The 14,935-nt window shown below is 67.5% G+C and carries 15 protein-coding genes; 9 read left to right on the forward strand and 6 right to left on the reverse strand.

The window, feature by feature from the left end:
- On the forward strand, nucleotides 1-729 hold a 729-nt coding region (locus tag DM816_RS32655; protein WP_162908073.1), incomplete at its 5' end, for a sensor histidine kinase.
- On the forward strand, nucleotides 717-1,361 hold the full coding sequence (locus DM816_RS32660) for a response regulator transcription factor (RefSeq protein ID WP_117214333.1): 645 nt from the start codon (nucleotides 717-719) through the stop codon (nucleotides 1,359-1,361). The genes DM816_RS32655 and DM816_RS32660, both read left to right, overlap by 13 nt.
- Here the strand turns inward: DM816_RS32660 and DM816_RS32665 are convergent.
- From DM816_RS32665 to DM816_RS32675, 3 genes are read right to left on the reverse strand one after another with little or no spacing between them, the layout of a single operon-like run.
- On the reverse strand, nucleotides 1,340-2,416 hold the full coding sequence (locus DM816_RS32665; RefSeq protein WP_117214334.1) for an NAD(P)H-dependent flavin oxidoreductase: 1,077 nt from the start codon (nucleotides 2,414-2,416) through the stop codon (nucleotides 1,340-1,342). The genes DM816_RS32660 and DM816_RS32665 overlap by 22 nt on opposite strands.
- A complete protein-coding gene (locus DM816_RS32670; protein ID WP_117214335.1) occupies nucleotides 2,397-3,236 on the reverse strand; it encodes a phytanoyl-CoA dioxygenase family protein in 840 nt (279 codons plus the stop codon). Before DM816_RS32670 ends, DM816_RS32665 begins: the two co-directional genes overlap by 20 nt.
- A 10-nt stretch (nucleotides 3,237-3,246) precedes the next feature.
- Nucleotides 3,247-4,368, reverse strand: coding sequence for an acetyl-CoA C-acetyltransferase (locus tag DM816_RS32675; protein WP_117214336.1), 1,122 nt, complete (start codon nucleotides 4,366-4,368; stop codon nucleotides 3,247-3,249).
- Between the two features lie 38 nt (nucleotides 4,369-4,406).
- On the opposite strand from DM816_RS32675, the gene DM816_RS32680 reads away from it, so the two are divergent.
- From DM816_RS32680 to DM816_RS32695, 4 genes are all read left to right on the forward strand, one after another.
- Nucleotides 4,407-5,540, forward strand: coding sequence for an acyl-CoA dehydrogenase family protein (locus DM816_RS32680; protein ID WP_117214337.1), 1,134 nt, complete (start codon nucleotides 4,407-4,409; stop codon nucleotides 5,538-5,540).
- An 11-nt stretch (nucleotides 5,541-5,551) separates the two neighbouring features.
- Nucleotides 5,552-6,352, forward strand: coding sequence for an acyl-CoA dehydrogenase family protein (locus DM816_RS32685; RefSeq protein WP_117214338.1), 801 nt, complete (start codon nucleotides 5,552-5,554; stop codon nucleotides 6,350-6,352).
- Between the two features lie 74 nt (nucleotides 6,353-6,426).
- Nucleotides 6,427-6,924 carry a hypothetical protein gene (locus DM816_RS32690; protein ID WP_117214339.1) on the forward strand — a complete coding sequence of 166 codons (498 nt, stop codon included), beginning with the start codon at nucleotides 6,427-6,429 and terminating at the stop codon, nucleotides 6,922-6,924.
- An 82-nt stretch (nucleotides 6,925-7,006) separates the two neighbouring features.
- Nucleotides 7,007-7,312 (forward strand): hypothetical protein, encoded by a 306-nt coding sequence (locus DM816_RS32695; protein WP_117214340.1) that lies wholly within the window; start codon nucleotides 7,007-7,009, stop codon nucleotides 7,310-7,312.
- 128 nt (nucleotides 7,313-7,440) lie between these two features.
- On the opposite strand, the gene DM816_RS32700 is transcribed toward DM816_RS32695, so the two are convergent.
- The 3 genes from DM816_RS32700 to DM816_RS32710 are packed head-to-tail and all read right to left on the reverse strand — an operon-like array spanning nucleotide 7,441 to nucleotide 10,911.
- The gene (locus tag DM816_RS32700; RefSeq protein WP_117214341.1) at nucleotides 7,441-9,090 is read right to left on the reverse strand and encodes an extracellular solute-binding protein; all 1,650 of its coding nucleotides are present in this window, start codon (nucleotides 9,088-9,090) and stop codon (nucleotides 7,441-7,443) included.
- Between the two features lie 28 nt (nucleotides 9,091-9,118).
- Entirely contained in the window at nucleotides 9,119-9,988 is an 870-nt protein-coding gene (locus DM816_RS32705) for a carbohydrate ABC transporter permease (protein WP_170318898.1), read from the reverse strand.
- Entirely contained in the window at nucleotides 9,985-10,911 is a 927-nt protein-coding gene (locus DM816_RS32710; protein ID WP_117214345.1) for an ABC transporter permease, read from the reverse strand. Before DM816_RS32710 ends, DM816_RS32705 begins: the two co-directional genes overlap by 4 nt.
- 230 nt (nucleotides 10,912-11,141) lie before the next feature.
- Between DM816_RS32710 and DM816_RS32715 the strand changes: the two genes are divergently transcribed.
- From DM816_RS32715 to DM816_RS32725, 3 genes are all read left to right on the forward strand, one after another.
- Entirely contained in the window at nucleotides 11,142-12,080 is a 939-nt protein-coding gene (locus DM816_RS32715; RefSeq protein WP_117214343.1) for a hydroxyacid dehydrogenase, read from the forward strand.
- Nucleotides 12,077-13,639 (forward strand): heparinase II/III domain-containing protein, encoded by a 1,563-nt coding sequence (locus DM816_RS32720; RefSeq protein WP_117214344.1) that lies wholly within the window; start codon nucleotides 12,077-12,079, stop codon nucleotides 13,637-13,639. Before DM816_RS32715 ends, DM816_RS32720 begins: the two co-directional genes overlap by 4 nt.
- Before the next feature lie 11 nt (nucleotides 13,640-13,650).
- Nucleotides 13,651-14,935, forward strand: a 1,285-nt coding sequence (locus tag DM816_RS32725; protein ID WP_162908074.1) for an acyltransferase family protein, incomplete at its 3' end; no start/stop codon positions are given.

Genomic DNA, 14,935 nt, shown 5'->3' on the forward strand with positions numbered 1-14,935 from the left:
GCCGCGCTCGGCTCGGTCGCCTTCCCGCCCCTGGCCGCCGCGCATGCCCGCCTCACCCTTGCCCTGCTCGCACCGTCCGCCGCCGAGCGGCTCGCCCACCGGGTCTCGGTGCTCACCCGCACCCGCGCGGACGTGCTGGAGGCCCACGGCGCCGAGCTGCGCCGGATCGAGCGCGACCTGCACGACGGCACCCAGGCGCGGCTCGTGGCCATCGCCATGCGGCTGGCCGTCGCCCGGCAGGCGCTGCCCGACGATCCCGCCATGGCGTCGCAGTTGCTGCGCGAGGCGCACGAGGGGACCGAGGAGGCGATGACCGAACTGCGCGAGGTCATAAGGACCGTCTACCCACCGGTCCTGGCCGATCACGGGCTGGCGGGCGCGCTGCAGGCGGTCGTGGCCCGCGGCGGTGTGCCGACCGAGCTCGAGGTCGGCGAGCTGGGTCAGATCCCGGCCGCCGTGGAGGCGGTCGCCTACTTCGCCGCCACCGAGGCGCTCACCAACGCGGCCAAGCATGCCCGCGCTACCAAGGCTTTCATCAACCTGCGCCGCCAAGATGACCGATTGTTCCTTGTGGCACGCGACAACGGCGCGGGCGGCGCGCACGAGTCCGGCGGCACGGGCCTGGCCGGCATCCGCCGCCGGGCCGAGGCGCTCGACGGCACGCTCACCGTGACGAGTCCACCGGGCGGCCCGACCACCGTCACCGTGGAGCTGCCGTGCGGGTGGTGATCGCGGAGGACAACGTCCTGCTGTCCAGTGGGCTGGAGTTGCTGTTACGCACCAACGGTTTCGAGGTGTCCGCGATCGCCACGGACGCCCACCGTTTCCTCACCGCCGTCGACGAGCACCGACCGGACGTGACGATCGTCGATGTCCGGCTGCCACCGTCCTTTCGCGACGAGGGAATCCGGGCCGCGCTGGAGGCCCGCCGGCGCCATCCCGGTCTGCCCGTGCTGGTGCTGTCGCAATACGTCGAGCACGCCTACGCCACCCGTCTGCTCGCCGGGACGCCCCGCGGCGTCGGATATCTGCTCAAAGACCGGGTCAGCCGGGTCAGCGAGTTCGTCGACGCGCTGCGTCGCGTCGCCGAGGGCGGCACCGCGCTCGACCCCGAGGTCGTCGCGCAGTTGCTGGCGCACCGGGGCGACCCGGTCGCCACCCTCACCCGGCGCGAGCGCGAGATCCTCGCGCTCATGGCGCAGGGCCACGACAACACCACGATCGCGAGCCGCCTGGTCATCACCGACAACGCGGTGCACAAGCACATCGGCAACATCTTCGCCAAGCTCGGCCTCGCCCCTGACGACAGCGGCCACCGCCGTGTGCTGGCCGTGCTCGCCTATCTTGACTCCACGGGATAGCCGTCGTGGGCACCGCGCGCGGTCGCGCTGAGGCGGGCCAGGCAGTCGTGGGCCTCGGACATGATGCGCTCGATGAGCTCCGCGCACGAGGGCAGGTCGTTGATGACGCCGACCACCTGGCCGGCGGACATGACGCCGAGGTCCGGGCGACCGTCGACCATCGCGGATCGCAGGAGCATGGGTGTGTTGGCGGCCATCAGCACCTGCGGCCAGGTGAGCTCGCGCCCATGCCGCATGGCCAGACCCTGCCGCACCATCGACGGCCACGACATGCCGGACAGTTTGCGGAAACGCCCGGCGTTGCGAATCGCCCGTGCCCAGCCCCACGAACGCTGCAGGCCATCGACAAAAGATGTTTTCAAGACCCTGTGTGGTACGCCGTCGACGCGCGTCGTCACGACGGTGCCCGTCAAGTCGGCGCCGAGATAGAGCGCCTTCACCGCGTCGTTCACCGGGCTGTCGGTGGTCAGCAGGAACCGCGTGCCCATCGCGATGCCGCACGCGCCGTAGGCCAGAGCCGCGACCAACCCCCGCCCGTCGAAGAAGCCACCGGCCGCGATGACCGGAATGGGTACCGTATCAACGATTTGAGGCACCAGAAGCGATGTCGGCACGGATCCGGTGTGCCCGCCGCCCTCCCCACCCTGCACGACCACCGCATCGGCGCCCCACGCCGCGACCTTCTCGGCATGACGTTTCGCGCCCACGCTCGGGATGACGATCACGCCCGCTTCCTTGAGCCGCGCAATGAGTTTTGGCGACGGCGCGAGCGCGAAAGAGGCCACCCGCACCCGCTTGGCGATGATCAAGTCCACTATGGACGGCGCGTCCGGTGCGTCCGCGCGCAGGTTCACGCCGAACGGCGCATCCGTGGCCGCCGACACCTCGTCGATCGCCGCTTCCAAATCGGCCAGGCTCATCGTGGCGGAGGCGATGACGCCCAGGCCGCCGGCGCGAGCGGTCGCGGTGACGAGGCGTGCGCCCGACACATAACCCATTCCGGTTTGGACAATCGGATAGCGCACCCCCACCAGCTCAGTCAGGGCCGTTTGCATCCCACTCCTCCCAACTCTGCGGTCCGGCGGCGCCGCAGACGCGCAGCGGACGGGCGTTGCGTGAGGCCATCCGGCGCCGCGTCACGCGATAGCCGTCCTTCAATGCGGGCGTCAACGGCCGAGACCCATACGTGGTCTCAAACCTCATGTCCACGCTCCACCGCACCAACCCCGACCGGTTCTCGGTCCCCGTGTGCGCCAACAGGTTCGTGAACAGCAGCAGGTCGCCCTTGCGCATGGGCACCAACTGAATGGGCTCGAACTTCACCCGCGAAGCCGTGAGCCGGTAGATCTCCTCCGGGTCGGTGTCGGGCCCGGCCTCCTGCGAGATGAGACCCCAGTGGTGGCTGCGCGGCACGAGCGCCATGCACCCCGCGTCCGCACCGGCATCGGTCAGCGGCAGCCACACCTGCGCGATGCTCCACACCATCGACTCGATCCCGGCCCCGTAGAACTGCCCGTCCTGATGCCACGGCAACCGATCCAGATGGTTCGACAGATAGGGCCGCAGATGCGCGTTGCCCTGATAGGTGATCTCATCGCCGAGCAGCAGCCGCAGCGGACCGGTGATCTGCGGCGCCGTCACGATGGCCCAAAACTCGCGGCAGAACAGCGCGCTCTGCCACTCCCGCGTGTTCAACGTCCGGCCCTGGTACAGCGCGCCGATCCGGCGGTCGAACGGCAGATCGGCGAACCGCCCGCCCGCGAGCTCGCCGACCTTTTGGGAAAGCACCTCGATGAACGGGTCGAGCAATCCGTGGTCCACGACGTCGCGCAGCACCACGTAACCTTCCCGGCGAAACACGTCAACATCGAACATAACCCCCAGCCTATAGGCGTTCGATGATGGTGACGTTGGCTTGACCTCCGCCCTCGCACATGGTCTGCAGGCCGTACCGCCCTCCCCGGCGCTCCAATTCGGACAGCAGCGACGTCATGAGCCGCGCGCCGGTCGCGCCGAGCGGGTGGCCGAGCGCGATCGCTCCCCCGTTGACGTTGACACGATCCGGTGAGGCTCCGGTCTCCCTGAGCCACGCCAGCACCACGCTCGCGAACGCCTCGTTGATCTCGACGAGGTCGATCTCCTCGATGGTCATGCCCGCCTTCGCGAGGGCGTAGGCCGTGGCCGGGATCGGCGCGGTCAGCATCATCACCGGGTCGTCGCCGCGCACGCTCATGTGGTGGATGCGGGCTCGCGGGCGCAATCCAAACTTCTGCAACGCTTTTGAAGACACGACCAGCAGAGCGGCGGCTCCGTCGGCGATCTGGCTCGACAGCGCGGCCGTGATCCGCCCGTCCTCTCGCAGCGGCTTGAGCGCGGCCATCTTCTCCAGCGACGTGTCCGCGCGCGGGCACTGGTCCACCTTCACGTCCCCATACGGGACTATCTCGCCTTCGAACGAGGCGGCCAGCGCGCGCTGGTGGCTCGTCAACGCGAACTGCTCCATCTCCTCGCGCGAGATGTCCCACTTGGCCGCGATCATGTCGGCGGCGCGGAACTGCGAGACCTCCTGATCGCCGTACCGGGCGTGCCAGCCTTTCGATCCGGCGAACGGCGACATGGCCTGCATCGCGCTCGCGATCGGGACCATGCTCATGTTCTGCACGCCGCCCGCCACGACCACGTCTGCTGTGCCGCTCATCACCGCCTGGGCGGCGAAATGCACGGCCTGCTGGCTGGAGCCGCACTGCCGATCGATGGTCACCCCCGGTACCGCATCGGGAAAACCGGCGGCAAGCCAGCAGGTTCGCGCGATGTCCCCGGATTGCGGCCCCAGGGTGTCCACACACCCGAAGATGACGTCTTCGACCACCGCGGGGTCGATGCCCGCCCGCTGGATGAGCGCGGCGAGCACATGCGCGCCGAGGTCTGCCGGGTGCGCGGTCGCGAGCCCGCCGTTCTTGCGCCCGACCGGTGTGCGGACGGCTTCCACAATGTACGCCTCTCCCATGTACAGTATTAGAACACGTTCTAAAAATGGGGGCATAGATGCACCTTGCCTACACCGAGGAACAGCAGGCGCTGGCGGCCGAGCTGCGCGCCTACTTCGCCCGGCTGATGACGCCCGAGCTGCGCGACGAGCTCACGTCGACCGAGGGTGAATACGGCGACGGTCACGCCTATCGCCGCGTCGTCAAGCAGCTCGGCAGCGACGGGTGGCTCGCCTCCGGCCGCTCCGCCGTCGAGCAGCTCATCTTCATGGACGAGGCGGCCATCGCGGGGGTACCGGTGCCGTTCCTGACGCTGAACACGGTGGCCCCGACCATCCGGGCCTTCGGCACGCAGGCGCAGAAGGACTACTTCCTGCCCCGGATCGAGGCCGGCGAGCTGCACTTCGCCATCGGCTATTCCGAGCCCGACGCCGGCACCGACCTCGCCTCACTGCGCACGCGTGCCGTGCGCTCCCCCAGCGGCGATGAGTACGTCATCAACGGGCAGAAGATGTGGACGAGCCTCATCCAATACGCCGACTACGTGTGGCTGGCCTGCCGCACCGATCCCGACGCGGAACGGCATCGCGGGCTGTCCATCATCATCGTGCCCACCGACGCGCCTGGATTTTCATGGACTCCGGTCCGCACGATGGCCGGCCCGACCACGAGCGCGACGTACTACGAAAACGTGCGCGTGCCGGTGGGCAACCTGGTCGGCGAGGAACACCGGGGCTGGCCGCTGATCACCAATCAGCTCAACCACGAGCGAGTCGCGCTCACCTCGTCGGCTCCCATCCGGCTCGCGCTGCGCGAGGTGACCGAATGGGCTCGTCTGACGGAAGCGATCGACAAGGAGTGGGTACGCCTCAACCTCGCGCGCGTGCACGCCAAGGTCGAGTTTTTGAAGCTCATCAACTGGAAGATCGCATCGGAGGCCGGTCGCGCGCCCAATCCCGCCGCCGCCTCGGCGACCAAGGTGTTCGGGACGGAGTTCGCGACGGAGGCCTACCGGCTGCTCATGGAGGTCGTTGGCGCGCAGGCCCAGGTGAAGCAGGGTGTCCTCAACGGACGGTTGGAGCGGATGCATCGCGCGTGCCTGATCCTGACGTTCGGGGGCGGGACCAACGAGATCCAGCGCGACATCATCGCCACCACCGGACTGGGCCTGCCGGCCCCGACCAGACGTTAGGAGCGCGGGCCATGGACTTCAGCCTCACCGAGGAGCAGCAGGAGCTGGCCGGGCTGGCACGGCAGATCCTGAGCGGCAACCGTCCACTGTGGAAGGAGTTCGACGCGGCCGGTCTGTTGGACCCGTCGTTCACTCTGTTGCAACAGTGCAGTGTGCTGATCGAGGTGGGCCGTGCGGGTGTACCGATTCCGTATCTCTGGCACGTCACGGCCCGAAGCCACGAAAACGGGGTTCACTCGATCGCCTTGGGACGATGGGTTCCCAACCCCGACGCCGACATCATCGTGGGGCCGGGCGGGATCGTGTCACCGGACGGCATGCAACGGCACCGTATCGTGGACGGGTCGGAGGAAGGCGTGCTCGCGCACGATGTCGGAGACGACGCCGGCATGCGGGCGCACGCGACGGTCGGGTTGTGCGCGCTGCAGTTGGGTGTGCTGGAGCGGGCGCTGGAGATGACGGCGGCCTACGCGTGCGAGAGGGTCCAGTTTGGACGTCCTATCGGGACGTTCCAGGCGGTGACGCAGCGCCTGGCAGACGCCTACATCGACGTCGAGGCGGTGCGGCTGTCCATGTGGCAGGCGGCGTGGCTACTGTCGCAAGACCTTCCGTGCGCGGGCGAAATCGCGACGGCCAAGTTCTGGGCGTGCGACGCGGGGCACCGGGTCGCACACACCGCCGTGCACGTCCACGGCGGGGTCGGCATCGACCTGGACCACCCGATGCACCGCTACTTCGTCGTGGCCAAGCGCAACGAGTTCACCCTGGGCCACGCCACCGACCACCTGCTGGCCCTCGGCCGTACCCTCTAAATCTATGTAGAAGCGCCACACGACCGGGTGGCATCGGGGTCCACTTCTAGATCGCCGTGACCTATCGTGGGGGGATGCCTGGCCGCAAACGCGTGCGTCCCTCCACGCTCGGCGTGGACGTCGGCGGCGTGATAGTCGCGCTCGCGGAGGAAGGCGCCGAGGACACGTCGTTCTTCGGCAGCCGTCCGCTGGAAACCCCGGCGATCACGGGCGTCATGGAGGCGCTTGCCGCGCTGACCGAGCAGCCGTTCGCCGGACGGGTGCATCTGGTGTCCAAGGCCGGGCCGAAGGTGGCCGGCAACACCCGCGCCTGGCTGGCCCACCACCGGTTCTTTGAGCGGACCGGCATCGCCGAGAGCCATGTGCACTTCGTGCGCGAGCGGCGCGACAAGGCACCGGTGTGCGAGCGCCTCGGCATCACGCATTTCGTCGACGACCGGCTCGATGTGCTGGCCCATTTGGAATCGGTCGAGCATCGGTACCTGTTCGGCCGGCACCCCACGCCTGCCTTGCCCGAATGGGCCACTCCGGTGGCCACCTGGGCTCAGTTTCGCACCCTGCTCCGGGTGTAAATTATTTACATCTCTTGCTCTCACCACGGTCAATAGTTACATTGCCGCGAATGGCAACTTCGTGATCGGAGGAAGGAGCACCATGGCAGTTCGGAGACGGCTCGCCGCAGGCGCGGCGATAGCTCTCGCCGCCGCCACCCTGTCCGCCGCGGTGAGCAGCCCGGCATCCGCCCGCCCCCAGGTCGAATGTGAGGTCCAAGGCGACTTCTGGGGCTGCTGGCTGGTGTACTCCTACCACTCAGGGGAACGGTGGTATCTCGACGGCGTGCACCTGCCGAACTTCAACGAGAGCCCGTCGGCGTTCGGCACGTGTGCGCCGGGACGGCACTACATCCGCATCACGTGGGATGGCGGCGGCCGGACCACGACCGACTTCACCTGCGGCTGACCGCAAAGTACAAGACCGGCGCCGGCCCCACACCCGGGCAGCCAGGGGTGGAGGTCGGCGCCGGTCCGGTCACCGTCGTCTGGCAGGACGGCGACAGTAGCGGCAGGGCCCTAGGGAAGCCCGGACCGCTAAGCGTTTTGCGCGATGGCCTGCTCCAACTCCTTGCGGATCTGGTCACCGCCGGAGGTGCGCCAGTCCTTCATCACGTCGTCCCAGGAGGACACCGGCTTCTCGCCGCGGATGATGGCGTAGCGTGCGTCGGAGAGCTTGGTGCTCAACGCGCCGCTCTGCCGGGACGCGGTCGGTGAATACATGCCGAGGGTCGGGTCGCCGACCGACATGGGCACCGCCTTCAACTGGTAGGCATGACCGTCCTTGGTCGCCTGGGACTGCCCAGGATAATAGAGCGGGAAGTGGGGCGCAGCGATGTAGCCCACGCCGAGGCCGGGCACCTCCGCCTTCCCGGTGTCGGTCTGCACCGGGTCGCCGTCGGCGTTGCGCTTCCAGTCGATGTCCTCCACGCCGTAGTTCTTCAACAGGTATTCGGCGCTGCCGAACGGCGCGGCCATCCAGTCGCAGATCTTGAGCAGCTGCTTGATCCGGGCCTCGGGCGCCTTCTTGAACGCGGTGAAGCTGAAGCTCGGCGTGCCCTGCCAGGTCACGGCCTTGGTGCTGCCGTCGTAGTTGGGCGGAATCATGCCGCCAACCTTGAAGCCCGCTCCGGCGACGTTTTGCACATAGAACTGTGGCCAGGCGGGATAGTTGTCGCCGGCGAGCGCGGCCGAACCGGCGTTGAACCACTGCTTGTAGTTGGCGGTCAGGTCGGCGTTGGGGCCGGGGAAGCTGTCCGGGTGGATCACGCCGTCCTTCCAGAGCTGCGCGGCGTCGGCCATGGCCTGCTTGGCCTGCTCCAGCTCCCAGGTCATGGTGAGCTTGCCGCCGTCGAGCTTCCAGCCGGAGTTGCCCTCGCCCCTGGGCATGCCCAGCATCTGCATGATGAACAGGACCGCGACGTCGGGGCCGGTGATCGCCCACCGGTTGGCCCTCTGGTCGGTCAGGTCCTGGCACAGCTTGCGAAAATCCGCGTAGGTGGCCGGATCGGGGTTGAGCCCCTTGGCGGCGATGAGGTCGTCGCGCCGGAACATGAGACCGCCCTGCACCGCGCGCGGGATCGGGATGCCGTAGATCGCTCCATTGTGGATGCACTGCTTCCAGAAGATCTCTTTGATGTTGGCCAGGAACGGGTATTCCTTGACCGCGTCGCCCGACAGGAATGGGGTGAGATCCTGGAACTTCGCCTTCATCAGCGCCGGGATGTCGACCACGTTGGTGCGCACGTGCATCAGGTCGGGCAGCTCGTCGCCGGCGACCAGCGCGGCGAACTTCTGGCTGTAGTCGTTGGCGGGCACCACCGAGATCTTCATGTCGGCGTTGAGCGCCTTGTTGAGCTCCTGCCAATATTTGTTGGTACCGATACCGGGCGCCACCGGGCTGTAAGTCTGCACGAAGACGCTGACGGCGCTGCCGTCTCCGGGCGGGCCGGCGGTCACCTTGATGGGGTTGGCCGGGTACTTCAGGAAGCCGTCGAGCACCCCTTCCGGCGTGCCGGGCAGGTCCGGCTTGGGGCCCTGGGTGAACGGCGTGTACGTAGGCATCTTGACCTTGGCGTTGTTGCTGGGCGCGTTCTGCGTGCCGCCGCCCGTGCCGCAGGCGGACAGCGTCGCCGCGCCCAATGCGCCTAGGAGGAGGGTGCGACGGTCGACGGAATATGCAGCCATTGGAATCTCCTTAGTGGACGGTCCAGGGTCAGCCCTTGACCGCGCCGGTGAGCACGCCCTTGGCGAAATGGCGTTGCAGGAACGGGTACACAAGAAGGATCGGCACCAGCGCGATCACCAGGATCGCCATCTGGATTGACTGCTGCGGCGGCAATGCCTCACTCGTACCAAGCTGATCGGTGCCCAGCATCGCGTTGTTCACCACATAGGTACGCAAAATCAGCTGCAGCGGCCACTTGTCGTTGTCGTTGATGTACAGCATCGCGTTGAAAAACGCGTTCCAATAGCCCACGGCGTAGAACAGGCCGATCACGGCCAGCACCGCCTTGGACAGCGGGAGGACCACGCGCAGCAGGATCCGGGTCTCGCTCGCCCCGTCGATGCGCGCCGATTCGATCAACTCGGCGGGCAGCTCCATGAAGAACGCGCGCATCACGATGACGTTGAACCCGCTGACGGCGGTCGGGATGATGAGCGCCCACAACGAGTTGAGCATGCCCATCTGCTTGACCATCAGATAGCTCGGAATGATGCCCGGGGTGAACAGCAGCGACATCAGCACCACCATCAGCAGTGGCTGGTGCGCCAGCGACCCCGGGCGGGACAGCGCGTAGGCGAGCATCGCCGTGGACGCGAGGCTGATCGCCGTGCCGACCACCGTGATGATCACACTGATCAGCACCGCTCGGGTCACCACGCCCCCGGCGAAGATGGACCGGTAGGCGTTGAGGTTGGGGTTGTCCGGGAACAGCACGAAGCCGCCGGAGTTGATCACCTGCACCTGGTCGGCCAGGCTGGTCGAGACAACGCCCAGGAACGGCACCAACACCAGCGCACAGCAGATGATCAGCACGACACCCTTGACGGCGCGCATGGCAAGCGACGGCGCAGCGTTCATCTCTGGTACACCCCCCTCTCGCCGAAGATGTGCGCGACCTTGTTGGCGCCGAGGACAAGCGCCACCCCGACAAGGCCTTTGACCAGGCCGACGGCCGCCGACACACCCCATTGGCCGTTGATGATGCCGTTGTTGTAGACGTAGGTGTCGAGCACTTCGCTCGCGTTCAGGCCCACCGCACCCTGTTGCAGGATGATCTGTTCAAACCCGACGGTCAGCACATCGCCCAGGCGCAGGATGAACAGCAGGATGATGACGCCGCGCAGGCCCGGCAGGGTCACGTGCCACAGCTGCCGCCAGCGGCTGGCACCATCCACACTGGACGCCTCATACAGCCCCGGGTCGATCTGGGACAGCGCGGCCAGGAAGATGATGGTGGCCCAGCCGGTTTCCTTCCACATCACCTGCGCGGTGAGCAGTTCGGCGAACCAGTCGGCGTTGCCGATGATGTCCCACGTCGGCTGGCCCTGTGAGCGCAGATAATTGTTGATCATGCCGCTGCCGCCCAGCACCTGCTGGAAGATGGCCACCACGATGACCCAGGAGAGAAAATGCGGCAGGTACAGGATGGACTGCACGAGGCGCTTGAGCCGCTCCGACAGCAGGCTGTTGAGCAGCAACGCCAACGCGATCGGCGCCGGGAACACGAACAGCACCTGCAGCCCGGTGATGATCAGCGTGTTGGCCAGCGCGTTGAGGAACTGTTGATCGCCGCGCAGCAGCACCATGAAGTTCTCGAAGCCGACCCACGGGCTTTCGCCGATGCCGAGGAACGGTTGGTAGTCCTTGAAGGCAATCACGTTGCCCAGCAATGGGATGTATTCGAAAAGCAGCAGGATGCCGATGCCGGGCACGGCAAGCAGCACGAGCATCCCGTCGCGCCGCAGCCGTTGCCGCAGTGTCAATCGGCGCCGAGCCTGCATCGCCACGCCAGCTCCCTACTCGTCGGGTGGGGGTCGTATCGGGGTCGTGTGGGGGAAGCGCTTTCTTTTGTAAAGATCGCTTATCGAAACGTTTCAAGTCAGTTGATTTCCGGAAGCATAGGGAGGTCCGGAGCCCTTCGTCAAGGGAGCGGAAGATGCTGGTTGCCGCCTGCCAACGCCATATGTCCGAGGTCTGTTGCCGGATGTTGGAAAGCGCTTACACTCGCCAGATGCCTTCCCGCCCGCTCGCCGCGATCCGGATGTCCGCGGCACTGCAACCCACGGTCTTCAGCGACGGCCTGCTCGCCCGCCTGTGCGCGACCGTCGAGCTCGGACCGCTGGGCGCCGGCACGGAAATCCTGATCACCGGGTGGGGCTGCCCGGTGATCAGCGATGAGACCCTCGACGGTCTGCCGAAACTGCGGGCCGTCGTGCACGCGGCCGGGACCGTCAAGGGCCACCTGCGCGAGGCGGTGTGGCGGCGCGGCATCGCCGTGTCGAGCGCGGCCGACGCCAACGCCGAACCGGTCGCCGACTACACGCTGGCCCTGATCATCTTGGCGGGCAAGCGAAGCTTCTTCTACGCCAGGCAGTACGCGGCCGGGCGGATCCACTCGCTCGCGCACGGCACCGGCGACGGCAACGACGGGCTCACGATCGGCGTCGTCGGCGCGTCCCGCATCGGGCGGCGGGTCATCGAGCGGCTGGAGCGATTGGGCTACTACCGGGTGCTCGTGTCGGACCCGTATGTTCCGGGCTCGATCGACCTCGACGACCTGTGCCGGCAGTCCAATGTGGTGACCCTGCACGCCCCTGCGCTGCCCAGCACCCGGCACATGATCGACGACCGGCGGCTCGGGCTGATGCGGGACGGCACGGTCCTGGTCAACACCGCGCGGGGAAGCCTCGTCGATACCGATGCGCTGGTGCGGCACTGCGCGGCGGGACGGATCGACGCGGTGCTCGACGTGACCGACCCCGAGCCACTGCCCGCTGGGCACCCGCTGTTCGACCTGCCGAACGTGTTGGTGACCCCGCACATCGCCGGTGCGCAGGGACGCGAACGCCTGCGGCTGGGCGAGTTCGCGGTGGCGGAGGTGGAACGGCTTGTGCGGGGTGAGCCTTTGCTCGGTGCCGTGCTGCTGGAAAATCTCGGGAGGCTGGCGTGAGCCTCGCGCCGCTGATCGCTGAAATCGACGCCGTGGCAAGCGATCCGGCGATGCCGGAGCTGCCGTTCAGCCTGTTCCGGGAGTTCGGCGACAGTGGGCGGCGGCTGGGCTATGAGCGCGCCTATTTCGCACGTCGCGCGAAGCTTGTAGCCCTTGCGGCGCAAGCGGTCCTGCGGCCCGGCGCGAGCGTTGACGCGCTGTCGGACGCGATGTGGTCGGTGTGCGACGAGCACACGTGGGCGCTGCCCGCCCACCTGCCCGGGACCGTCGATTTGTTCGCGGCCGAGACCGCGCACACGCTTGCGGAAACGGTTACGGCGTTGGGGTCACGTCTGGACGCGCGCGTCGCCGACCGGGTGCGTGAGCAGGTGCGGCGGCGCGTGTTCGAGCCGTTCGCCGATCCCACGCCGTTTCCGTGGGAGGGGTCGCGAAACAACTGGGAGGCGGTGTGCGCGGGCGCGGTGGGCATGGCGGCGCTTGCTCTCCTTGACGACCCTTTGCCCATAATCGGGCGCTGCCGCCGCGCCATGGCGAGCTTCCTCAGTGGGTACGGCGACGACGGTGGCTGTGCCGAGGGAGTTGGCTACTGGGCCTATGGGTTCGGGTACTTCGTGTATTTCGCCGAGGCACTCGGTGGGGATCTGCTGGACTCGGCGAAGGTGGCCCGGATCGCGGCGTTTCCGCAACGGGTGTGGCTGGGCGACGACGCGTATGTGCCGTTCAGCGACACCACCGAGCGGCCGTCGCTGCCCGCCGGGCTGATGAGCCGGCTGCACGAGCGGTTCGGCACGGCCCCGCCCGCGACGGTACCGTCCTTTCACGACGATCACTGCTATCGATGGGCCCATCTGTCGCGAACGCTTTCGTGGTACCGGCCTGCGCCTCCCGCGCATTCGTCGAGTGCGGTGAACATCTTCGACGACCTCGGGTGGGTCGTTTCGCGGGGCGACCGGTGCGCGTTCGCGGCCAAGGGCGGGCACAACGACGAACCGCACAACCACCATGATCTGGGGCATTTCGTGCTCCGAGTGGATGGCGTGAACGTGCTCGACGACCTGGGCGCGGGCGAATACACACGCGAGTACTTCGGTCCCGACCGCTATCGGGCCCTGCAGCCGTCGGCGCTCGGGCATTCCGTACCAATCATTGACGGCTGCACGCAACTTTCGGGCGCCGACCGCCGTGCGGTCGTGCTGCGGGCCGAGCCGGCGGCCGAGGGACTGGTGTTCGAGCTGGATCTCACGCAGGCCTACGCGGTGGACGGCTTGCGCTCGCTGATCCGGCGCTTCGACTGGCACCAGGACGGCCGGCTGACGGTCACCGACGAGCTGACCGTCGACCGGCCCGTGTCGTTCGAGGAGCTGCTCATCAGCCGCGTCGACTGGGCGGCCTTCGTGACGCTCGACCACCCGGGCCTGGTCGCGCACGCCGAGACCCTGCAGACGACTGACCACTTTGGACGACCCGACACGGTTTACCGAACGCGCCTCACCGGCCACGCTCCGGCCGGGAAATCGGTGTGGCGGCTGCGAATTGCCGTACGCCCCGCCCGTATGTAGATTGGTGCGCCATGAGCCAAGGAGCCGAGGATCACCCCAGCCGGTTGGGCTTCCTCGACGTCCTCCGTGGCATCGCGGCGCTCCTGGTCGCGCTGTTTCACATCGGCAACGCGGCCCCGGTCGGTAACTCCACATTTCATTGGATCAGCCACAGTCTGCTCAACTTCGGCAGCTTCGGGGTAATGCTCTTCTTCATCGTCAGCGGCTTCATCATCCCGGCCTCGCTGGAGCGGCGCGGCTCGCTGGTGGAGTTCTGGATCGGCCGGTTCTTCCGTCTGGTGCCGCTGTTCTGGCTGCTTTCCCTGGCCGTCGTGGTGCTCTGGAAGCTGCGGCTGATCGAACTACCCTGGTGGATTTTCAAGTACCCGTTGGTGGTGCTGTTCGGCAACGCCACCCTGATGACCAACTTCGTCGGTGCGCCGCACCTGCTCGGGCCGGCCTGGACGCTGCCCTACGAGATCTGCTTCTACGCCTTCACATCGGTCATCTTCGTGACCCGCTTCCGGCGCGCCTCGGCCGGCTTCGCGCTGCTTCTCGCGGTCTTCGCGCTGTTCGCGGCCGACACCTTCCTGGTCGACTCGGCCCTGACACCACAGGCCGCCAGCGATCCCCACCACGTCGGCAATCCGGTGCGGGTGCTGCTGATCGCCGCCGCGACCGCCGCCGCGCTGGCCCTTGCGGCGCGCGGGCGGCAGATGGCGCTCTACGCGGCCGGGGTGTGGTTCGTCGCCATGGCGCTGTTCCTCAACCGTTCGTGGCCGATCCACCAGGCCACGATCTTCCTGATGCTGATGTTCACCGGCACGGTCATCTACCGCATGTCGTCCGGCCAGATGTCCAAACGCCTCGGCTGGGTGACGCTGGCGATCGTCCCGATCGCGGCGACGATTTCGTTCCGGCTCTACTTCGAGCCGTGGGGCGGCGCCTACGGGCAGGTCGGCGGCGCATGGTGGACGGAGTCCGTGGCGGCGGTGGTGGCGCTGCTGGTGTTCCTGGGCGCGCACGCGCTGCGCAACAAGATCACCTGGCCCGCGGTGCTGCAGTGGCTGGGCCGGATCAGCTATTCGGTTTATCTGGTCCATTGGGTGGTGCTGCAGGCCGTTCCGCCCATGCCCGGACCAGCGATCCTCTCACTGATCGTGTGGCTGGGACTCACGCTCGGGTTGAGCCAGCTGACCTATAGATTCGTGGAGCAACCGGCGATCAACGCCGGCCGCGCGGTGGCTTTGTGGGCAAGGCGCAAGCGACAAAACCCCACCGACCCCGACCCCGCCCCCCAAGAGTCCCCCGCCCTCT

It is taken from the genome of Allorhizocola rhizosphaerae, assembly GCF_003426775.1.
GTDB lineage: Bacteria > Actinomycetota > Actinomycetes > Mycobacteriales > Micromonosporaceae > Allorhizocola > Allorhizocola rhizosphaerae.